Source organism: Maribacter dokdonensis DSW-8 (genome assembly GCF_001447995.1).
Lineage (GTDB): Bacteria > Bacteroidota > Bacteroidia > Flavobacteriales > Flavobacteriaceae > Maribacter > Maribacter dokdonensis.
In genome coordinates, this window is record NZ_LDPE01000001.1 from 1,961,142 (window position 1) to 1,980,742 (window position 19,601).

At 35.7% G+C, this 19,601-nt stretch carries 23 protein-coding genes; 4 read left to right on the forward strand and 19 right to left on the reverse strand.

Annotated elements, in window-relative coordinates:
• Window positions 1-36: 36 nt before the first annotated feature.
• From I600_RS08525 to I600_RS08570, 10 genes are all read right to left on the reverse strand, one after another.
• Window positions 37-1,809 (reverse strand): MutS-related protein, encoded by a 1,773-nt coding sequence (locus tag I600_RS08525; protein ID WP_058104012.1) that lies wholly within the window; start codon window positions 1,807-1,809, stop codon window positions 37-39.
• 85 nt (window positions 1,810-1,894) lie between these two features.
• Window positions 1,895-2,377: an ExbD/TolR family protein gene (locus I600_RS08530; protein ID WP_058104013.1), complete on the reverse strand. Its 483-nt coding sequence runs from the start codon at window positions 2,375-2,377 to the stop codon at window positions 1,895-1,897.
• Window positions 2,378-2,381: 4 nt separating this feature from the next.
• A complete protein-coding gene (locus I600_RS08535) occupies window positions 2,382-2,999 on the reverse strand; it encodes an ExbD/TolR family protein (protein WP_058104014.1) in 618 nt (205 codons plus the stop codon).
• Window positions 3,000-3,151: 152 nt separating this feature from the next.
• Window positions 3,152-3,601 carry a DMP19 family protein gene (locus I600_RS08540; protein WP_058104015.1) on the reverse strand — a complete coding sequence of 150 codons (450 nt, stop codon included), beginning with the start codon at window positions 3,599-3,601 and terminating at the stop codon, window positions 3,152-3,154.
• A 23-nt stretch (window positions 3,602-3,624) separates the two neighbouring features.
• Window positions 3,625-3,978 (reverse strand): MmcQ/YjbR family DNA-binding protein, encoded by a 354-nt coding sequence (locus I600_RS08545; RefSeq protein ID WP_058104016.1) that lies wholly within the window; start codon window positions 3,976-3,978, stop codon window positions 3,625-3,627.
• A 1-nt stretch (window position 3,979) separates the two neighbouring features.
• Window positions 3,980-4,522, reverse strand: a complete 543-nt coding sequence (locus tag I600_RS08550) for a GNAT family N-acetyltransferase (protein ID WP_058104017.1) — start codon at window positions 4,520-4,522, stop codon at window positions 3,980-3,982.
• A 10-nt stretch (window positions 4,523-4,532) separates the two neighbouring features.
• A complete protein-coding gene (locus I600_RS08555; protein WP_394364956.1) occupies window positions 4,533-4,892 on the reverse strand; it encodes a Dabb family protein in 360 nt (119 codons plus the stop codon).
• Window positions 4,893-4,946: 54 nt separating this feature from the next.
• Window positions 4,947-5,573 carry a DUF4230 domain-containing protein gene (locus I600_RS08560; protein ID WP_058104019.1) on the reverse strand — a complete coding sequence of 209 codons (627 nt, stop codon included), beginning with the start codon at window positions 5,571-5,573 and terminating at the stop codon, window positions 4,947-4,949.
• Complete coding sequence (locus tag I600_RS08565; protein WP_058104020.1) at window positions 5,566-5,925, reverse strand: DUF4260 domain-containing protein; 360 nt, start codon at window positions 5,923-5,925, stop codon at window positions 5,566-5,568. The genes I600_RS08560 and I600_RS08565 overlap by 8 nt, the downstream gene beginning before the upstream one ends.
• Complete coding sequence (locus I600_RS08570) at window positions 5,922-6,674, reverse strand: cyclase family protein (protein ID WP_058104021.1); 753 nt, start codon at window positions 6,672-6,674, stop codon at window positions 5,922-5,924. The genes I600_RS08565 and I600_RS08570 overlap by 4 nt, the downstream gene beginning before the upstream one ends.
• Window positions 6,675-7,333: 659 nt before the next feature.
• Between I600_RS08570 and I600_RS08575 the strand changes: the two genes are divergently transcribed.
• Window positions 7,334-7,624 (forward strand): GIY-YIG nuclease family protein, encoded by a 291-nt coding sequence (locus tag I600_RS08575; protein ID WP_058104327.1) that lies wholly within the window; start codon window positions 7,334-7,336, stop codon window positions 7,622-7,624.
• A 273-nt stretch (window positions 7,625-7,897) separates the two neighbouring features.
• On the opposite strand, the gene hemW is transcribed toward I600_RS08575, so the two are convergent.
• The 7 genes from hemW to I600_RS08610 all read right to left on the reverse strand — a co-directional run bounded on the left by hemW (window position 7,898) and on the right by I600_RS08610 (window position 14,353).
• Window positions 7,898-9,031: a radical SAM family heme chaperone HemW gene (hemW, locus tag I600_RS08580; protein ID WP_058104022.1), complete on the reverse strand. Its 1,134-nt coding sequence runs from the start codon at window positions 9,029-9,031 to the stop codon at window positions 7,898-7,900.
• A gap of 86 nt (window positions 9,032-9,117) precedes the next feature.
• Complete coding sequence (locus tag I600_RS08585; RefSeq protein WP_058104023.1) at window positions 9,118-9,477, reverse strand: four helix bundle protein; 360 nt, start codon at window positions 9,475-9,477, stop codon at window positions 9,118-9,120.
• A 48-nt stretch (window positions 9,478-9,525) separates the two neighbouring features.
• The gene (gene ruvC, locus I600_RS08590) at window positions 9,526-10,083 is read right to left on the reverse strand and encodes a crossover junction endodeoxyribonuclease RuvC (protein ID WP_058104024.1); all 558 of its coding nucleotides are present in this window, start codon (window positions 10,081-10,083) and stop codon (window positions 9,526-9,528) included.
• 5 nt (window positions 10,084-10,088) lie between these two features.
• A complete protein-coding gene (locus I600_RS08595; protein ID WP_058104025.1) occupies window positions 10,089-10,565 on the reverse strand; it encodes an energy transducer TonB in 477 nt (158 codons plus the stop codon).
• Between the two features lie 42 nt (window positions 10,566-10,607).
• Window positions 10,608-11,747 carry a tetratricopeptide repeat protein gene (locus tag I600_RS08600; protein ID WP_082642915.1) on the reverse strand — a complete coding sequence of 380 codons (1,140 nt, stop codon included), beginning with the start codon at window positions 11,745-11,747 and terminating at the stop codon, window positions 10,608-10,610.
• Window positions 11,748-11,759: 12 nt separating this feature from the next.
• The gene (locus I600_RS19465) at window positions 11,760-13,994 is read right to left on the reverse strand and encodes a M56 family metallopeptidase (RefSeq protein WP_058104027.1); all 2,235 of its coding nucleotides are present in this window, start codon (window positions 13,992-13,994) and stop codon (window positions 11,760-11,762) included.
• Window positions 13,991-14,353 carry a BlaI/MecI/CopY family transcriptional regulator gene (locus tag I600_RS08610; RefSeq protein ID WP_058104028.1) on the reverse strand — a complete coding sequence of 121 codons (363 nt, stop codon included), beginning with the start codon at window positions 14,351-14,353 and terminating at the stop codon, window positions 13,991-13,993. The genes I600_RS19465 and I600_RS08610 overlap by 4 nt, the downstream gene beginning before the upstream one ends.
• A 144-nt stretch (window positions 14,354-14,497) precedes the next feature.
• Between I600_RS08610 and I600_RS08615 the strand changes: the two genes are divergently transcribed.
• Window positions 14,498-15,013 (forward strand): DUF456 domain-containing protein, encoded by a 516-nt coding sequence (locus I600_RS08615; protein ID WP_058104029.1) that lies wholly within the window; start codon window positions 14,498-14,500, stop codon window positions 15,011-15,013.
• 9 nt (window positions 15,014-15,022) lie between these two features.
• Here I600_RS08615 and I600_RS08620 read toward each other — a convergent pair whose 3' ends face one another.
• Together I600_RS08620 and I600_RS08625 are read right to left on the reverse strand one after the other, a co-directional pair.
• Window positions 15,023-15,580, reverse strand: coding sequence for a nitroreductase family protein (locus tag I600_RS08620; protein ID WP_058104030.1), 558 nt, complete (start codon window positions 15,578-15,580; stop codon window positions 15,023-15,025).
• A gap of 132 nt (window positions 15,581-15,712) precedes the next feature.
• Window positions 15,713-16,600, reverse strand: a complete 888-nt coding sequence (locus tag I600_RS08625) for a LysR family transcriptional regulator (RefSeq protein WP_058104031.1) — start codon at window positions 16,598-16,600, stop codon at window positions 15,713-15,715.
• A gap of 84 nt (window positions 16,601-16,684) precedes the next feature.
• On the opposite strand from I600_RS08625, the gene hutH reads away from it, so the two are divergent.
• Entirely contained in the window at window positions 16,685-18,259 is a 1,575-nt protein-coding gene (hutH, locus tag I600_RS08630) for a histidine ammonia-lyase (RefSeq protein WP_058104032.1), read from the forward strand.
• Window positions 18,260-18,263: 4 nt separating this feature from the next.
• On the forward strand, window positions 18,264-19,511 hold the full coding sequence (gene hutI, locus I600_RS08635; protein ID WP_058104033.1) for an imidazolonepropionase: 1,248 nt from the start codon (window positions 18,264-18,266) through the stop codon (window positions 19,509-19,511).
• The last annotated feature ends 90 nt before the right edge of the window (window positions 19,512-19,601 follow it).

The window sequence follows — 19,601 nt, forward strand, 5'->3', positions numbered from 1 at the left end:
AAATATTACACCGTTAAATCTATGAATAAAATATTCTTACTCAATAATCCCCATCTTTTTTAACAGAAAAGAAGCGTTCATATTTTGGCATATACCATCTTTGAACGTATAATCAAAATGCAATTCGTTATCTATGATTTCAGCATCAAAATAATGGTTTTTAACCGCATTATATTCATTGGCGACTTCACATAGACTAAGGTCGTGAGTGGCTATAATCCCGGTAGATTTACTTTTCACCAAGCGTTCCACAAACTTTCGTGATCCTAATGCCTTATCAGTACTATTGGTTCCTTTTAAGATTTCATCCAGTACAATGAAGTAACGATCAACTTGTATTTCATCTACTATATAACGTAAGCGTTTTAACTCAGAAAAGAAGTAAGACTCATCATCTGTCAATGAATCTGTAGTACGCATACTCGTTATTAATTTTATAGGGGAATAACTGACCTCTTGGGCACATACGGGCAAACCAACATTCGCCATCATAATCTGCAAGGATACCGTTCTTAAAAACGTACTCTTACCTGCCATGTTAGCTCCTGTGATAATAAAGAACTGTCCGCCCTCTATAGTAATATCATTCAAGATACTTTTCTTGGGATCCAATAAGGGGTGACCTGCGTTTTTAGAATTCAACACCACCTCATCATCAGTAATTGTAGGATACGTAAAATTTGGATGGTTAAAAGCAAAGTTCCCTAAACTGTTATAAGCATCAAAAAATGCGATAGTATTGAACCAGGTTTCCACGCTTTTACCGTGTTCTTCGATCCATTTTTCAACTGCCAGACAATCGGTTAACGAACGAAGAAAAAATCCGTTAGCAAATATTAAATACAATAGATTATTATTACGGTCTAGATTGCTCAATAACGAAGCAAATTTCTTTAACACCTTAGAATTTTGCTCCCCATTACTTAAAATATTCGCCTTCTGCCTCTTTAATAAATTTGATGTGAATTCAGTCTCTTCAATCATAGCCAATAGCTGATTGTACTGATCAAAGGTAGACTTCATTTTTGTGGCACTTTGACCTAAATTGGTTACTTTTTTAGTAAACAAACCAACAATGACCATCCCTAAAACCAGCCATGTTATCAACACTGATTCTGGTAGGTAATCCAAAAAGTACGCTATGAATATAACTACTGAAATAATAGAAAATACGGAAGGAATAAATTTCATCGCCTTTGGCACAAAGGGCTTATAGTTCTTTAACCAAGTAGCGATAGTATGTGTAGAAGTTTCTGTTTTCGTCAATGCTGCCATGGCTGAAAACTCTTGCCTCCAATCTACTTTCTCCGCTATCTTGGCAATAGCTTCTTGTTTTTCCTTTATCTCATTTATGGAATTTTCCTTATAGATATCTGCCAACAACAAGCTACCCTCGGCAAGTTTTGTTCTGTTGGAAACTTGATAAAAAGAACCTTCGCCAAAAAGATCAATATCTTGACTGAAATAATGAATATCGTCAGCAAATTCCTTTCCGTTGGGAAGGTTAGAATAATCCCTATTCAACACCTGTAACTCTACCGCATTAATTTCCTTTAATGCCTCTAATTTTGATTTTTGATGTTTAAGATTAGTGTATTTGCTCACCAAATACAAGAACAACGGTATACCCACACATAATACACCAATGACATATTTAGCATCTACAGATGCGAAATATATGGCAACAATGGTCCCAAGAAATATAAGCAAACGAAGTATACTGAACGTATATAACTGTTTGGTCAGTGCCTCGATCTGTTTTTCAAAACCGTTTACTTTAGTGGTATAAAACTCTTCTAAATTATTCATTCAAATAAACCCTTTAAAAAGGTAAAGATAACCTTAGAAAATGGTTTCTATAAATGGAAAGTAGTTTAATAATACTCATTTCTTGCTATAGATTATCTGTAACGGCGCCCTCATAAGTAGTGTAATTTATTTTCAGAAGATTCACCATACGTAGTTGACTTTTCAAATCTTCTATAATACCCATTTTAACTCCTACATCAGCTTTTATAGAAACTGTTGCCACACTTCTTAAATGCTGTGGCATTGACGATAAAGCTTGTAGCGCATAATCACCAACTTCATCTACGGTAATAAATTTATTATCCATTTGAATTTTTGGTTCATCACCTAAATTGGTCTTGGCTTCTGAAGTAGGTTTACCTACATAAATTTCAATCACCCGATCTTTCTTATCCAATTTTTCCGTTTCGGTTGCCGTTGGCAGCGTATTCTCAACCAATAAATTTTGATTCTTCATAACGGTAACCGTCATAAAGAAAAAGAGCAGGATAAAAACAATATCTGGCAATGATGCTGTTGATACTGGAGGTAAGCTTTTACTAGATCTGTATTTGTTAAATTTTATCATGGTCTTAGTTATTTACGGTTTCTGGTTCTAAAATTTTCTGCGGATAGAGCGCTCTAATAACTTCAAGTCGTTCTTTTAAAATCTTCTTTTGATCTTCACTAATTTCATCATTGTAATAATCAGAATAAATGGTTTCATAAGTGGTATTGAACAAACGAAGACTTTCTCTATTACGAAGAAAATTATAAGCCCCTATTACTTCATTTTGCACCGACACATAGACAGGATAGCTACTATTACGTTGCGTTTTAATGGAAATGATAGCCTTATCCGGATTCTCTGATGAATTTGCAAGCCTATTACCTTTACAATGCGCACAGAACGCTTCATTTCCATTTGAGATTCCGCCATTATCAATAAAGGCAATTACTTTGTCTCTAAGATTTTTAGAATCTACAATATCATCTTCCGCCATTATTTTATCGGCATTATTTATACTGATTTCAAAAAGGTTTTTTTCTTTTATATCAACGATATTATCAGACACATCTGGAGGCAGAGATCGATTGAGCCCAGTATCATTTTCTATAGATGTGGTAACCAAGAAAAAAATCAATAATAGAAAAGCGATGTCAGCCATTGACCCGGCATTAACTTCTTGTGGTGATCTGTGGTTTTTCATAAATAGTGGTTTTAAACACTATTAAGTACAGCAAATCAATAAGTATTAAAAAGTAAGAATGAGCGAATGGTGGTTTTGGGTGAGGGAATGGCCTATTTATGTTATTAAAAAGTTTTAAATAAATGCCTTTCCAACATCCGCTAAAAAAAGTATTATTCTACCATGAATTTAGCATAGTTATTTCGAATGTATTTAATTCTGAAATCTTCTATTCCCTCTAAGTCATAAAAATCATCATCAAGCGAATCAAAATCAGGGTTTCTTTTCTTTTGAAATTCATCATTTTGATTTTTAAATACTTCTATAGCTTTTTTGGTAACAACAAGATAATCTTCCGCCTTTATACGGCTAAGTCCATTTACCGCGTTAAACCCATAATCAAGTCCATTATTATGGAAAAACTGATCAAATCCGCCATTATGCACTTCAGATTCCAGAACCCAAGTAGCTAATAATTCTGCCATTGCAGAATCTGCGCTATCTAAAGTCTCTCCAAAAGTCCCTAAATACAATTCAGTTACTTTACCGTAAACCAAAGTAATTAATTCATCGTCCTTCGAGCTTTGTAAATCCTTGAGTGTATATTTAACTTTCTCTATCATTTTTTAAATGTAATATCAAACAATTACAACCCCTCCAACTCCGCCTTCACCTTCCTAGTCAATTTAGAAACCACTAAATCATAAGAATGGTCTATTAGTTCTTTTGTAAGATCTTTAGATATTTTGTCTAGATAAACGGTATTCCAATGCTTTTTGCTCATGTGCCAGCCTTCTATAATACCATCATGTTCTTCACGAAGTTCTATAGCCCTATCAGGATCACATTTTAGGTTAATACGCAAAGGCACATGATCCAAACCACATAAGGCGAACATCTTGCCCATTACTTTGAATACCAGGGTGACCTCATCAAAAGGAAAGGATTCTGTAACACCCTTTTTCGCTATGCAGTACTCCCGGTATTCTTCAACATTCATTTTATGATTTTTTGGCTTTTACCTTTTCTAAAAACGCTGAGGCATTTTGCCAATAATATCTGATTTTCAAAAAAGTCTTATCTCCAATATCATTAGACTCAACAGTTTCCATAGCAACGCCACCTATTTTTTCATAATAGGAAATCGCAGCGGCGTTGGTATCTAAAACCCATAGGTAAAAACCATTTTCACTATTCCGCGTTAGGATTTCTTCCGCTAAAGCGGCCATTAATTTTGTACCTACACCTTTTCCTTGAGTATGTAAGCTTACATGTAAATTATCCAGTAAGGTACCGTATTGGGCATCATGATTGAAATAGGCACACATAAAACCCAAAAACTTGTCATCTTCCTCCGCAATAACAACAAATTGATTATCTGACGGATTTTCAAAGCGCTTTTTCCATTCAATCAATCTATTATCGAATGCTAGGTGATCTAAAAAATGATTACTAAAGGAGTCTCTATAATTTTGCTGCCAGCTTACGGAATGTAACGTTGCAATGTGCTCAACATCAACTTTAGTAGCCTTTCTAAAAACCATAATATCGTTCTTAGATTCCTGTGGAATCGTAAACGATTACCTTAGACCATAGCTTTTCCGACTCTTCTATAAACAGTTTATGAGGAGCCTCATCTTGATAGGCTTGTTGAGATTCCGCAGAATCAAAACTTACGATCAATGAATAGGTAAAAGAACCATCTACTACATCTCTACTAGCCTTTGGAGGAGTGCCAATAAATTTTGTCTTCGCATAACCAGAGTTATCTAAAAATTTACGCAAAGAAGTTTCAAAAGCGGTTCTGTCTGCTTGATTATCAGGATTTTTCAACCAAAAAAATACAGTATGGGAAAAATTAGCATCAAATTCTCTCATTTTATCATCATTTTGACCAAAAGTTACAGTGGTCATTAGTGTTATTACAAGGATACAAATTACGTTTTTCATTTTAAAATTCATTTTTAATTACTGTTTTTCTTCTAATAGTTCTATTTGTTTTTGTGGAATTTTTAGGGCCGTATAATCAAGTGTCCACCCAATAGTTTCCACAATTTTTTCCATGATCAAAACGGTTTGCAAGGCTTCTTTTCTGGCCGTATCCATCAATCCGCTTTCCGGTATTTTCTCTCTAATGTGACTCTTGGCTTCTGCGTTCAACTTTGTAAGATCATCAGGAGCAAAGAAGTTGAAAAATCCGCTTTTAATATCATAAAATTCCAATTCTGGTTCAATACTCAATACTTCTGGTTGAGGAAAATTATCAAGAATAATTGTTTTTTTACCCTCATCTGCATGCATTAGTATTTTACTTAGATCATAACCAATATGGGCCTTCGCTTTTATAACAACAAGTGCTTTCTTTTTACTGCTTACTAAACTCATGAAATCCTTTACATTTTCATATTTGTAGATTTCGGCAAATTCGCCTTCTACAGAAATCAATTTGCAAACGCTTTTCATTTTTTCTAACAACACGGTAGATTGGTGTGTTGTTATCTCTTTACTTTTCTTGCCCTTAAAAAAATTAAAGAGCCAATACATACCAATGGCCCCTAGAACCAGACCTAGAATCGTATCAAAAATATTATCCATTTTTATTTCCTATTTCGCCTAAATGCGTAAACTTAAACCCTTTATCGTATTTAAGTCCGTAACCAAAGATACGGTCCATAGCCGTATGTATAAAAAGAATTGTACCTATTAATTGAACAATGGGTAGCATAAAGTAAATACCCACAAAATACAAAAGCACGGCAAAACCCCTGTGATGAAATAGGTTATAGGACATTGCCCCAATTTTAGCACCCAATAAATACCCTAACATAGAAACATCTGGAGTAAGTATCAAAACCGGCAACCACCACCATTGATAACCTAATAGACCAAACATAAAAATACCAAGAACCATTAAGGCGAGTTCCTCTAATTTCAGTAGATTTTTCATAATAATTCAATTTTATAAAGCACAGGTCTGCTTGGGCTGGCATCATTTTCAAAAGGTGCCACCTGTAGATTTAAAAAGTACGAACCGTCAATAATCGATTCGGGAACATAAATAAATTCTGTAATCGTTGCGTTTAATCTTACTTCCCCATTAAAATTCCAAAAGGCTTTATGTGCCAAAAGAGCACCGTTATCCTTTTCCTTATCTACAGATGGTAAATCTATCAGTAAATGTTCAATACCAAGTTCTCTTAAAAACACCATGGCATCTTCTAAAATGTATGGCGGATTGCTATTGGAGTACTGCTGGGTTAATTTCATAGCTGTATTTGGTAAGGTTCTTATCACCAATGCGCTAAGAGCTGTTCCACCTAAGGCTTTTTGTAACTGTTCTTTAGTAATGACCAAATCTTGGTTTTCTTTCGAAGGTGAAATAGTAATGACCTCAGCCAGAAAGAAAAACTGTTGTAAATATTTGTTTACAGATTGATGCTCTCTTGATATATGCCCTACACATTCGGTATGTGTACCATGCGAATGCGGATTAAACCAAATATCATAAAAGTTAGTACTGGCACCTGCAGGAATACTACCAACAAAATCCTTATCCCGATGCGGTTCTATTATGGGAGCATCAATATACCATGCGTTGACATTATCCTTTTTATTGGTTATGGCAATAGAAATATCCAATGGTTTAGTCAGGTCTATTTGATATTGGTTAGCATTGTGGGTAATGGTAGTTTTCATTTTAATTATGCTCAAATTACAAGGTTGTTTTGAGATAAGAAATTTACGACTTTTTGTGCGGTTATGATTAAAGCATATAGATCAGATAAGTATTCGCGTTCCGGACCCGTTCTCGATACAATTTTTCATTTCCGTTTTACTCCAATAAAAAATCACTCGAACTGACAGTACATTTTACTTTTACCTTTACAAACGGATTATTCAACCACTAATGTCACTTCGAGTGAATTTACGAGGCACGAGTAAATTTGCATCGAGAAGCTCTCGTGTTCCGAACCTGTTCTCGATACAATTTTTTATTTCCGTTTCACTTCAATAAAAAACCACTCGAACTGACAGTTCATTTTATTTCAACCATTACAAACAGTTTATTTCAAGCACCAATGTCTCTTCGAGTGAATTTACGAGGTACGAGGAAATTTGCCTGCCCGCCGTTGAGGAGGGTATCGAGAAGCTCTCGTGTTCCGAACCTGTTCTCGATACAATTTTTGATTTCCGTTTTACTCCAATAAAAAATCACTCGAACTGACAGTACGTTTTATTTCAACCATTATAATCAGGTTATTTGAAGCACCGATGTCACTTCGAGTGAATTTCGAGGCACGAGGAAATTTGTATCGAGAACTTTTTTGTTACTATCTAAATCGTATATTGAAAATGTGATTACTTACTATGTTTATATATTAGAATGTGCTGACAACAGCTTTTATACCGGAATAACATCTAACCTAATTCAAAGATTAGAATGTCATCAATCTGGAAAATATAAGAATAGTTACACAAGCAAAAGACGACCTGTAATACTCGCTTTTTATTGTGAATTTACTGATCCTAACTTGGCTATAGAGACCGAAAAACGAATAAAAAAATGGTCTCAAGCGAAGAAGAATGCCTTGATAGCTGGGGAATATGAAAAATTACCGAATCTTGCGAAAAAGAAATTTCGGTAAAACGAGAAACTTTCATGTTCCAAACCTGTTCTCGATACAATTTTTCATTTCCGTTTCACTCCAATAAAAAATCACTCGAACTGACAGTTCATTGCACTTCAACCTTTTCAATCGAATTATTTCAAGCACCAATGTCACTACGAGTAAATTTCGAGGCACGAGGAAATTTGCTTGCCCGCCGTTGAGGAGGGTATCGAGAAGCCCGCGTGTTCCAAAACTCTTCCTCGATACGTTTTCTTGTAGAAATCACTCGAACTGACAGCATATTTTGTACTATTTCAAATTCACCATAAACAGATCTGCCGCAATACCATCGGCTAAAAACATGCCTTTTTTAGTGGTTTTCAAAATATCACCATCCACAAACAGCAAGTGTTCTGCTATAAATTTATCAGCTTGCAATAAAACGTACTCTTTGTATTTAAGTCCGAATTCGGTTGAAATTCTAGATAAGGAAACTCCCCATATAGTACGCAAGCCTGTCATCACATACTCGTTATACTTATCGGTCGAAGAAAGTACCTCAACCTCCATAGGCAATATGTTCTGTGCTATGGATTTTATGTATTTGGGGTTGTTATTGATATTCCACCCACGTTGCACACCGTCAAAAGAATGTGCGGAAGGACCAACACCTATATACTTTTTCTGTTGCCAGTAGGCAGAATTGTTTTGGGAGTAATAACCGGGTTTCCCAAAGTTGGAAATTTCGTAGCAATCAAATCCTGCTGACAATAAGGTTTCATTCAATACGTTGAAATGCTCTTGAGTTTCTTCGTCGGTAGCGGGTGTAATCAACCCGTCTTCAACAAATTTCGCCAATGCCGTTTTTGGCTCAACTGTTAAGGCATAACTTGAAATATGAGGAATACCGAAACTTAGTGCTTTATCAATATTTTGTTTCCACCGATCTAAGGTCATATTAGGCATTCCGTAAATAAGGTCAATTGAAATATTATCGAAATGTGCGCTTGCCAATTGCAAACACTTTTCAGCTTCCAGAGCGTTATGCGCACGGTTCATCAACTTTAAATCCTCCTCAAAAAAAGATTGAATGCCAATACTCAATCTATTAATTGGGCTAGCTGCTAATTGTAGTATTTTCTCTTCGGATAAATCATCAGGATTCGCTTCTAAGGTAATTTCCGGGTTATCCACAACATCATAATATTCCCGAACCGCAGCAATCAGTTGTTCAATCTCTTCCGTCTCTAAGACCGAAGGTGTACCACCACCAAAATAAATAGTAGCTACCTGTTCACCTAAAAATTCGGCTTTGCGCAATTCCAGCTCTTTACACAATGCCTTCACCATTGCTTCTTTCTTCCCCATTGTAGTAGAAAAATGAAAATCGCAATAATGGCAAGCCTGCTTGCAAAATGGGATGTGGATGTAGATTCCGCTCATTTGTTCAATTAACAATTAGCAATAAGCAATTATCAGTTTGCAATAAAAAATTACATATTAGCTGTTTTCTAATAATCATCTAATTCTCACTTATTTTTAATTCTTGTAGATTTAAGTATAGCGAACATAATTTTAGAAAGCTCATCAGCTTTTTCAATTAACCCATTCGCAATTGACAATTCAATATATTCTGAATCCTTTAAAAGGCTTAACCAATATTTAGTCTCTAGGCTTTCTTTATAAGCTATTGAAATCTTAGAAGAAAAATCTGGTTTTGAAATTGCTCCGTTAGCTTCTGCAATATTAGCTCCAATAGATGTCCCTGCTCTTAAAAGTTGTTTAGATAAAACATATTCCCTCTTTTTCTTAGTAAGTTCTTGATATAGTTTGACAATTTTTAAAGCAAAATCATAAGACTTACTCAAAAGAGGATTTTCATTATTCATTGCCAATTAATTATTGTTAACTGCTTATTGCTAATTGTTAATTGAAGATTACTTCTTAACACGTTTCTCATTCTGCTTCACGAATGCATCCCAGCCAGAGTAGCTTTTACCGACAACATCAATTCTGCTTTCATTATAAAAATGACAAACGGCAGCAGCTAGTCCGTCCGTGCTATCTAGGTTTTTAGGGAGTGTTTTAAGTCCTAATACACTTTGCAGCATTCTTGCCACTTGTTCTTTACTTGCGTTACCATTACCGGTAATGGCCATTTTTATTTTTTTGGGAAGATATTCCGTAATAGGAATTTGACGTGAGAGTCCGGCTGCCATGGCAACACCTTGTGCTCTACCAAGCTTTAACATTGACTGTACGTTCTTACCAAAGAAAGGAGCTTCGATCGCAATTTCGTCTGGGTGATAGGTATCTATAAGTTCTATGGTTCGTTCAAAAATCAGCTTCAATTTGGTATATGGGTCGTTATACTTTTGTAGAAGCAATTCGTTCATTTGAACAAACTCCATTTTTTTACCCACCACTTTAATGAGACCAAAACCCATAATGGTAGTACCAGGGTCAATACCCAAAATTATTTTTTCGTTCGCCAAAATGCTTAGTTTGTTTTTAATTGAATGGGTATACGGTATTTGGTATTTACCGGAATTCCCCTTTTTATAGCGGGTGCAAGTTTAGGAAGATTCTTTAAGCTTTGGGTAACCACACCGTCAAATTCTGGCATTTGATCTAGTACCAATACATTCTTTTCTATGTTGGACACTCTTATCCTTCCCAAAGTATCTATTACAAAGATGACATCAACGGTTTCACTTTCCTTATCCGTTAAGGTAAATTCAAAATCATTTAATGTTTCTTGAAAATGGGAAATCAAGGTTTCTTCAAAGCAAATTTTCTGTTGGTCTTTGGTTACTGCCTCATCACAGCTATAGAAAAAAGGATAAGAATCTACACTGTTCCAATCTATATGGCGTAATTCTTCATTAATAAGTTCTTGCGTTCTTTTTTGTTTAGAATCAAAGAACGAACAAGAACTTATAAGAATTAACACAAGAAAATAGATAACTCGTTTCATTACACCTGTTCTACGGGTGAAATTACGATTTTTTTGAGGAGTTTAATCTTTCGTAAAATGGATTTCTGACTTTAATTCAGAAATACGCTTTCTGACCATTTCATAGTAATATGGATGTTCGTTTGGATATCGCTTTAAGAAAATTTGATAATAGGCTAGTTTCTTTTGTAAGTCGGCACCAAATTGATCGTAGGTAGTGACTAAATTGTAATAAATTCGAACGTTAGCCCTATCTTCATGGTGAGCCTTTTCATAAAGTTCAAAAGCAGATTTAATATCTTTTTGCTCGCGTGCTATTTCTGCCAATCGATTGTAACCATTAGCAAAAATCGGTTTTTGAACTTCCATTGCTTTGTTAATATAAATTTTAGCGCTGTCTAATTTGCTTTCTTTCTGATAAACACTCGCAAGGTCAAAATACGTCTGTGAATTGGTATCGTCTCTTTTTATCAAAATATGATAAGCTTTTTTTGCTTTACTAAATTCCCAATTTCTGTTATACGAAAAAGCTAATTTCTCGTACACATAATCTTTGTCCTCCCCTAATTCTAAAACCTTTTCAAACCATGGAATAGCCTTTTCATATTGATAATCGTTAAAGAGAACCAACGCATGTAAATTAATGAGCGAGACATCATTCTCATAATAACGCAATCCTTGTAAAATATACTTTAAAGCATTGTCTCGCTCTTGCTTTATTGTGTAATGTTTTGCAAGTTGAAAAAGACTTCTTAGATGTGTACTATCTAATTTAATTGCTTTTTTGTATTGCTTTATACTTACATCCGTTACCTCTAAATGACGGTTGACTTCCCCCAAATAAAATTGAAATTCCGGATTAGTTGTATTGAGATTGGACAAATTTGTAAACACTGATTTTGCCTCTTCAAACCTATTTACTTTCAGCAATAATTTCCCAAGTTCAAATTGTGCGAGTTGATTTTCAACATCTTCCTCAACTACATATTGATACTGTGTAATAGCTTTCTCATAATTTCCAACGGCATTGTAACTTCTTGCAATCTGTAGCGCAGCAGAAAGTCCGCCAACTTTAGAATACTCGTTAATTGCCTTAGAATAATTACCTATTGAATATAAACTATCGGCAAGAGTTAAGACCGAAGATTGGGCTTCGACTTTAGCAATTAGCATCAATAGAATTACTATAAAAAGTCGATTCATTTAATTAGATTTTTATTGCAACTTAAAATTTACAGGAATTGAAAAAGGTACATTAACTGCTTTCCCTGATTGCTTTCCCGGAGTCATTTGTGGCAACCTTTTTATGATACGTTCTACCTCATCTTCTAATAATTTATCAGGACCGCGCATTTTTATGTTCTCTATAGTTCCCTCTGAAGAAATCATAAACATAGAACTTACCCTACCCTCAATATTAGCATCTATAGCTGCTTTGGGATAGTTAAAATGCTTACTGATGTGTTTTTGAATTTTCTCATTAAAGCAAGCGCGCTTATCGTCTACATCTTCACAGCCAGGGAAAATTGGAACTTCATCAACTACACTGAAAGGTACATCATTATCATAAATGTATTTTTTATCATCAACATTAGCACTATCACTATCCTCTTGTAGTTTAAATTGAACCGGAATCGAAAAAGGTACATTCACAGGTTTACCCGATTGCTTTCCTGGAGTCATCTGTGGTAATCTTTTTATAATACGCTCCACCTCATCTTCCAATAACTTATCTGGACCTCGCATTTTAATATTCTCTATAGTTCCTTCTGAAGAAATGGTGAACAATGTACTTACTCGCCCCTCAATATTAGCATCTATAGCAGCTTGCGGATAGTTAAAATGCTTACTAATGTGTTTTTGAATTTTCTCATTAAAGCAAGCTCGTTTGTCATCTGCATTTTCACAACCGGGAAAAACAGGAACTTCCTCTACTATTGCAAAAGCAACATTGACATTATCCATATCTTCAAATTCTTCTTCGCTTACAATCTCCACACTTCGAGACTCAATACTTCCCCTTAAATCTTTAATTTCGGTCTTTATTAAAAAAACATTTGAGTCATCAGAAAGAATGATATTCGTTAAATAATCAGGTTCATTTTCTAAACTAACTAACAATTCATTGAATTTTTGCAATTCATTTGAACTAAGCTTCGATGTATTACTTACTTTATATTCAAGAAAATCTGATGGATAAGCCCCTAAACCGTTATCATAAAAAGCAATATCCTTTCCAAATGCTTTAACCGATGATTTTAAGTCATTATCTAATAATTTATATGCTTTTCTTTGACTTACAAAATTATTATACCGTTCTGTAGATGGTAACATAAAAGCAATATTAAGAGCTTCCTCTTCCGGATGATCTTTTGCCCATCCTTCCTGAACGTTTTTTAACATTGTACTTTGCAATACCCCATATTGAAAAAATTCATATTTAGATATGGTTGTTTCTGGGTCATTGTATTTTTCTAATAACCCAGAGGTGGTTATATAATTTATATCCAAATTATTCTTTTCTATCTCCGCCTTTACCTCTGCCATTAACAGTTCATCACTTTTAGTTAAACCTTGACCATCCGTTGTGGTCTTATCCATTTCGCAACTAGTATATAGAAGCATTCCAAACACCATTGGTACTAGTAGCAAATACTTCAACTGCCATACTTTCTTTGATTTTGATTTTTGTAACATGACGATTCGTTTTTTGATTAATGATTTAGTAAAAAATTGATTGATGAATGATATATGTTCGGTTTGAAAAACCTGAGCCAATAACTGCTCATAATGTTCTGATTGGTGCTCTTTTGATACTTGAGCATCGGCAATAAATTCATGCAATTCTGAAATACGATTTTGATATACGTACACCAGCGGATTAAACCAGCCTACAACTCGCATAAACTCAAAGAACAATAAATCATACGTGTGCCCTTGTTTTATATGTACCAATTCATGGGCAATTATGGTATCATGTTTCATTTTCAACACCTTGTCTCCAATAAAAATCGATGTAAAGAATGAAAAAGCTATGCTACTATTTGTGATTATAATTTGAGTAAATAATGGAAAAACAACCCTCTCTCCGCTCCTTCTTAAAAGGTATAATTGTCTAATTTTTAATCCAAATAACACCATTGCTACAAGCATTCCACCATAAAGAATACCTTCTTGCCAAGTAATATTCCAGCCCGATGATTCTTGAACCTGCGCTACAACAGCTTCATTTTGCAATTTCCATAAATACTCAGGATATGGAGCAAATGTTTGTGGAACCTGTTGCTTAAAAGCTTCTATTTTTACCCAAGGCAGAATCAAAGACAATGCAAACGTTCCTAACAGATATAACCTGTTCCACTGAAAAAAGGTTTCCTTCTTCAAGTAAAAATCATAAACAACCAAGAAAAGAAGTTGAAAGGCGATGCACTCCAAAATATACTGTATCATGGTTTTTCCTTTTTAATTTCATTCAATACCGATTCCAATTCAGACAGGCTCATATCATTCTTCTTCATAAAAAATGACACCATACTTTTAAAAGAACCTTGAAAATAGCCGTCTACCAATTTGTTGATGGACTGATTGCTATAGTCCGATTTCTTAACCAAAGGAAAATACAAATAGCCTTTACCCAGTTGTTCGTGATCAACAAAACCCTTACTCTCCAGTATTCTTACAATGGTAGAAACGGTATTGTAAGCGGGTTTTGGTTCCGGTAATTTTTCAATGATCGATGCTACGTTACATTTCTGCAAGTCCCACAATACGATCATTACTTCCTCTTCTGCTTTCGTCAATTGTTTCATTCAACTAATCTTTTAGTTCTATAACCAAATATAACTAAATATTTAGTTTAAACTAATTTTATAGTTGAAAAATTTTATTATGATTACCACACATGTAACAAATGCACCCTATATTAGTCTTATAGGCAACACTAATTATATGCAATGGATATTTTTTTATTAGTTCTTGGGTTTGTTTTAATGCTCGTAGGCATTCTGGGCAGTTTTTTACCTGTACTACCAGGACCTCCAATTAGTTGGGTAGGTCTACTTTTACTCTACTCTACTAGCGCTATAGCCATGAACTGGACCTTCTTGGGCATTACCTTGGCGATTGCATTGATTGTTTTTGGGTTAGATTATGTAATACCAGCCATGGGCACCAAAAAATTTGGGGGTACTAAAGCCGGAGTTATTGGTACGACCATAGGTTTATTGGTTGCCTTATTTTTCCCAGTTCTAGGACCTTTTGGAATAATTATCTGGCCCTTTGTAGGTGCCTTGGTAGGAGAGCTATTAAATAAGGCGGATAAAAAAACCGCTACGAAAGCGGCTCTTGGTTCTTTTCTAGGTTTTTTAACGGGGACATTTTTGAAATTCATGGTCGCCATAGTTTATTTGGGACTCTTCATTTCAAAAGCATGGGAGCATAGTAATGCGTTGTTTCCTTTCTTCAACTAAAGAAAGGAATTACTCGGTAATCCACTCGGTTTTTGCTTTAATAGACCCCCGTTTACCCTCACTTAACTCTCCATCAAAATTGCCCATGTAGAAGAAACCTAAGCATTTTTCACCATCGGCTAAACTTAAAAACTCGCCCATGTGTTTTATAAGCCCTGGTGAGGACCAATAGGACCCAATGCCCATTTCCGTGCACTGCAACCACATATTCTGCACAGCCATAGCAACTGCTGCTATTTCTTCCCATTCAGGTAAAGATTCTTTAGGATCTCTTTGCATGCAAATAGCAATAATAGCAGCTGCCTTTTTTGGGTTCTCCTGTAACTTTTTAATCTTGGATGTCTTTGGCTTTGGGTCTAACTCCTCATACTTTTTTGCCAAAAACGCCCCAAGTCTGTCCTTGGCATCACCCTGAATGACTTTAAATCGCCAAGGCTCTGTACATTTATGGTTTGGCGCCCAGTTTGCAGCTTCCAAAACCTTCTCTATATCCGCTTTCTTAATGGGCGTACCATTATATTGTACCGGAAATACCGATCGTCTCTTCTTTATTATATCTAATATCATAATGTTCGTTATTTGTTTGTTCGCCAAGCGCAGCACGCTCTATTTTCTCTATTCTATTTTCTAATCTCTTTTATTAATCAAAGTAAAATTAAGATTTGAAAACCTCATTCTATGTTAGATTAGTATTAAAACTTATCCTTCCAATAGCAACTCCATACAATTCTTAAGAACAGGATTGGTATGTTCCTTTTTCCAAATGACGGACAAATTAGCTCTTTGGGGTATCTCCTTCAACTCAATAAACTTTACCCGCATTTGAAAGCCATTTTGTAAAGATGTGGGCACAATAGCTATGCCCATATGATTCTCTACCAATTTAAATATGGTATGCGCGTGAACCGATTTATGAGAAATTTTTGGAGCAAATCCCGCATCTTTACATATACTGATAATAGTATCATAATACAGCGGACTATAAGCCTGACTAAATAATATAAAATCTTCATTCGCAAATCGATTCATACCATCAAACTCCCTGGTCAACATAGGATATCTTTCTGGCAATACCAGAGAAAAAGTATCGGTAAATACCGTTTTCATTTCCAAAGTGTTGGGCACCCTACTCACACGGACAAAACCCATATCTAACTTATCCTTTAAAACCGCATCTACCTGGGCAAAATTAGAAAGCTCTTCTAAAGATGTTTTTACTTTAGGATATTTATCTTTTATCCGTAAAAGCATTTTTGGAATTACCTGTTGCATAGCAGATCCCAAAAAACCTATCCGTAACTCGCCACTATCACCATCTCCTACCAATTTCAACTGACGCTCTACTTTTTCCATGTGACTGAATATGTATTCAACCTCTTTTTTTAAATAGTGCCCCGCAGGTGTTAAACCCACTTTTTTCTTGTTTCTTTCAAACAATTGGGTCTCAAGAATTTCTTCCATTTGCTTTATTTGCCTGCTGAGACCGGGTTGGGAAATAAATAATTTTTCCGCGGCCTTTCTAAAGTGTAATTCTTGGGCTACCGCTAAGAAATACGTTAGGTGCCGCAATTCTATTTGATTACTCATAGTTATGAATTGATGATAAAATTGATATTACCAAGTATTAAAAATAGATATTAATTTTAATAAAATTCTTGAAAAGCAAAAGCTATGGGTAAACAGACCTTTAAATTAGGAGAAGATTGGCTTACGGCGGGCAAAGCCATGCAGATCGTAAACAATGAATACGCGGTAACACTTTCCAGAACTACAGAACAAAAAATAGCCGATAGCTGGAAAATAGTTCAAAACATTGTAGATAAAGGTCTTCCAGTTTACGGTATAAATACTGGCTTTGGCCCGCTCTGTACGACCAAAATATCAAAGTCCGAAACCAATATTCTACAGACCAACATACTTCAAAGTCATAGCGTTGGTGTTGGTGAACCCGTAGACAATGACATCGCTAAACTAATGCTGATCCTTAAAGCCCAGTCACTGGCCAAGGGATATTCGGGCATAGCCATTGAAACCTTAAACCGTATAATCTGGCACATTGAAAACAATGCCACACCTGTGGTCCCCTCCCAAGGATCTGTTGGTGCTTCTGGGGATCTAGCTCCGTTATCCCATTTATTTTTACCATTAATTGGTTTAGGTAAAGTGCAATACCAAGGTGAAATAATTTCAACAGCATCACTTTTCAAAAAAACAGGGTTAGCCCCTATTGCCTTAGGACCAAAAGAAGGGTTGGCACTTATAAACGGTACTCAATTTATAGCGGCACATGCCGTAAAAGTGGTAGTACAATTACATGCTATTTTAGCTCAGGCAGATGTTATTGGCGCTATGATGATAGAAGGTCTACAAGGGTCAGTAAAACCATTTTACAATGAACTACATGCGCTACGCCCATTTAAAGGAAATGTTCATGTTGCAAAAAGAGTTAAAAAATTACTGAAGGGTTCAGAAATTATGGAAGCCCATGTAGATTGCGAAAAAGTACAAGACCCCTACTCTATTCGCTGTATACCACAAGTTCACGGTGCCTCAAGAACAGCATGGTTACATCTAAAAGAATTATTGGAAGTAGAATTAAATTCGGTTACGGACAACCCTGTTATCATCAATGAAGAATTGACCATAAGCGGTGGTAATTTTCATGGTCAGCCTCTAGCAATGGCATTGGATTATGCATGTTTGGCCGCATCGGAAATCGGTAATATTTCAGACCGTCGAATTTATCTTTCACTGGAAGGAAATAGTCCCGGTGTACCCAAATTGCTCATGAACGATACAGGTATCAATTCCGGATATATGATCTTACAATACACCACTGCGGCTTTGGCAAGTGAAAACAAAGGACTATGTTTTCCGTCGAGCGCGGATAGTATTCCTACTTCACTTGGTCAAGAAGACCATGTTAGTATGGGCTCCATTGGCGGTAGAAAAGCATTGCAGGTAATTGGCAATGTTGAAAAAATATTGGCTATTGAGTTGTTGACAGCCGCCCAAGCTTTTGAATTTAGAAAACCATTGAAATCGGGTATTTATTTAGAAGAGGTTCATAATGCCGTTCGTGAGCGTGTTGCCTTTGCCAGTAAAGACCGTGTATTTGCAGATGATATTGAAAAGGGTATTGCAATGATCAAGGATCGGACAATACTAAACGTTATAGACCGCGTACAAGCAGAACATAACATATCTTTAAAAACAAAACACTCAGAAGAGTTCGAAAATTACTAGTTGCATGACACAGAGAACACTCATAGGTCCGTTTAAACAGATTATTCCCATGACGGGGCTAAAACTAAAAGGCGCCATTTTAGACAATGAACTAAACGTCATTGATGATGGCGGTATGGTAATAGAAAATGAACAGATTTTGGCAATAGGCAATTTTGAAGATTTAAAATTGAAATTCCCAGAAATAGCTATTCACCAACTAAAAGGAAATCATGTTTGCTTACCCGGTTTTATAGATGCTCATACCCACATCTGCTTTGGCGGATCACGCGCTAAAGATTATGCCATGCGAAATGCCGGAAAATCATACTTAGAAATTGCTCATGCAGGTGGTGGTATTTGGGATACCGTTACCCAAACCAGAAAAGCGAGTATAAAAGAATTGACCAAAAACACCATAAAAAGAGCCAATAGACATCTTAAAAATGGCACAACAACTATAGAGGTCAAAAGTGGCTACGGAATAACAGTAGATGAGGAACTGAAAATGCTCCGCGCTATTAAAGAAGCCGATAAAGTGGCATTGCCTGAATTGATAACTACATGTCTTGCCGCACATATGTTACCCAAAGATTTTGAGGGAACCGAAACAGCGTACTTAAAAATGATCAGCGAAGAGTTATTCCCAGTTCTCAAAAAAGAAAATCTAACAAATAGAATTGACGCTTTTATAGAACAGAGCGCTTTTTCTTCGGAAGATATAAAAGCATATTTCTTGAAAGCGAACGACCTGAATTTTGACATCACCGTACATGCAGACCAGTTTTCAACAAGTGGAAGCAAGGTAGCGGTAGATTATAATGCTATTAGCGCGGATCATCTTGAAGCTAGTACGGACAACGAAATTGATCTTTTGGCAAACAGTGATGTCATAGCCGTAGCCTTACCAGGTGCTTCAATAGGACTTGGGTGCAATTTTACGCCCGCAAGAAAATTATTAGATGCCGGTGCAGCACTCGCCATAGCCAGTGACCACAACCCAGGTTCTGCCCCCATGGGCGATTTATTGACTCAAGCCAGTATATTGGGAACTTTTGAAAAATTGACCAATGCCGAAGTCTTGGCAGGAATCACTTTTAGAGCCGCAGCCGCTTTAAAATTAGAAGACCGCGGTAAATTGGAAGTGGGACATTTAGCTGACCTGGCCGTTTTTCACTCAGATAATTATCAAGATATTCTTTATAACCAAGGAAATTTAAAGCCCTGTATGATATGGAAAAATGGGGTGTTGGTTTTTGATAGGCATAAGTAGTTGTTGGTTGTTGGTTGTTGGTTGTTGGTTGTTGGTTGTTGGTTGTTGGAAAATAAACTTCTATATCCAAAATCAAATTAATTTATTTAA

Excerpts from the sequence above, each read along its gene's own strand:
- I600_RS08620 (WP_058104030.1), bottom strand. The coding sequence starts at position 15,580 with ATGATATTAGATATAATAAAGAAGAGACGATCGGTATTTCCGGTACAA.
- I600_RS19465 (WP_058104027.1), bottom strand. The coding sequence starts at position 13,994 with ATGATACAGTATATTTTGGAGTGCATCGCCTTTCAACTTCTTTTCTTG.
- I600_RS08610 (WP_058104028.1), bottom strand. The coding sequence starts at position 14,353 with ATGAAACAATTGACGAAAGCAGAAGAGGAAGTAATGATCGTATTGTGG.
- I600_RS08625 (WP_058104031.1), bottom strand. The coding sequence starts at position 16,600 with ATGAGTAATCAAATAGAATTGCGGCACCTAACGTATTTCTTAGCGGTA.
- I600_RS08535 (WP_058104014.1), bottom strand. The coding sequence starts at position 2,999 with ATGAAAAACCACAGATCACCACAAGAAGTTAATGCCGGGTCAATGGCT.
- hemW (WP_058104022.1), bottom strand. The coding sequence starts at position 9,031 with ATGAGCGGAATCTACATCCACATCCCATTTTGCAAGCAGGCTTGCCAT.
- I600_RS08550 (WP_058104017.1), bottom strand. The coding sequence starts at position 4,522 with ATGGTTTTTAGAAAGGCTACTAAAGTTGATGTTGAGCACATTGCAACG.
- I600_RS08530 (WP_058104013.1), bottom strand. The coding sequence starts at position 2,377 with ATGATAAAATTTAACAAATACAGATCTAGTAAAAGCTTACCTCCAGTA.
- hutH (WP_058104032.1), top strand. The coding sequence starts at position 16,685 with ATGGGTAAACAGACCTTTAAATTAGGAGAAGATTGGCTTACGGCGGGC.
- I600_RS08615 (WP_058104029.1), top strand. The coding sequence starts at position 14,498 with ATGGATATTTTTTTATTAGTTCTTGGGTTTGTTTTAATGCTCGTAGGC.
- I600_RS08540 (WP_058104015.1), bottom strand. The coding sequence starts at position 3,601 with ATGATAGAGAAAGTTAAATATACACTCAAGGATTTACAAAGCTCGAAG.
- I600_RS08555 (WP_394364956.1), bottom strand. The coding sequence starts at position 4,892 with ATGACCACTGTAACTTTTGGTCAAAATGATGATAAAATGAGAGAATTT.
- I600_RS08560 (WP_058104019.1), bottom strand. The coding sequence starts at position 5,573 with ATGGATAATATTTTTGATACGATTCTAGGTCTGGTTCTAGGGGCCATT.
- hutI (WP_058104033.1), top strand. The coding sequence starts at position 18,264 with ATGACACAGAGAACACTCATAGGTCCGTTTAAACAGATTATTCCCATG.
- I600_RS08545 (WP_058104016.1), bottom strand. The coding sequence starts at position 3,978 with ATGAATGTTGAAGAATACCGGGAGTACTGCATAGCGAAAAAGGGTGTT.
- I600_RS08570 (WP_058104021.1), bottom strand. The coding sequence starts at position 6,674 with ATGAAAACTACCATTACCCACAATGCTAACCAATATCAAATAGACCTG.
- I600_RS08565 (WP_058104020.1), bottom strand. The coding sequence starts at position 5,925 with ATGAAAAATCTACTGAAATTAGAGGAACTCGCCTTAATGGTTCTTGGT.
- I600_RS08525 (WP_058104012.1), bottom strand. The coding sequence starts at position 1,809 with ATGAATAATTTAGAAGAGTTTTATACCACTAAAGTAAACGGTTTTGAA.
- I600_RS08585 (WP_058104023.1), bottom strand. The coding sequence starts at position 9,477 with ATGAATAATGAAAATCCTCTTTTGAGTAAGTCTTATGATTTTGCTTTA.
- I600_RS08600 (WP_082642915.1), bottom strand. The coding sequence starts at position 11,747 with ATGAATCGACTTTTTATAGTAATTCTATTGATGCTAATTGCTAAAGTC.
- I600_RS08595 (WP_058104025.1), bottom strand. The coding sequence starts at position 10,565 with ATGAAACGAGTTATCTATTTTCTTGTGTTAATTCTTATAAGTTCTTGT.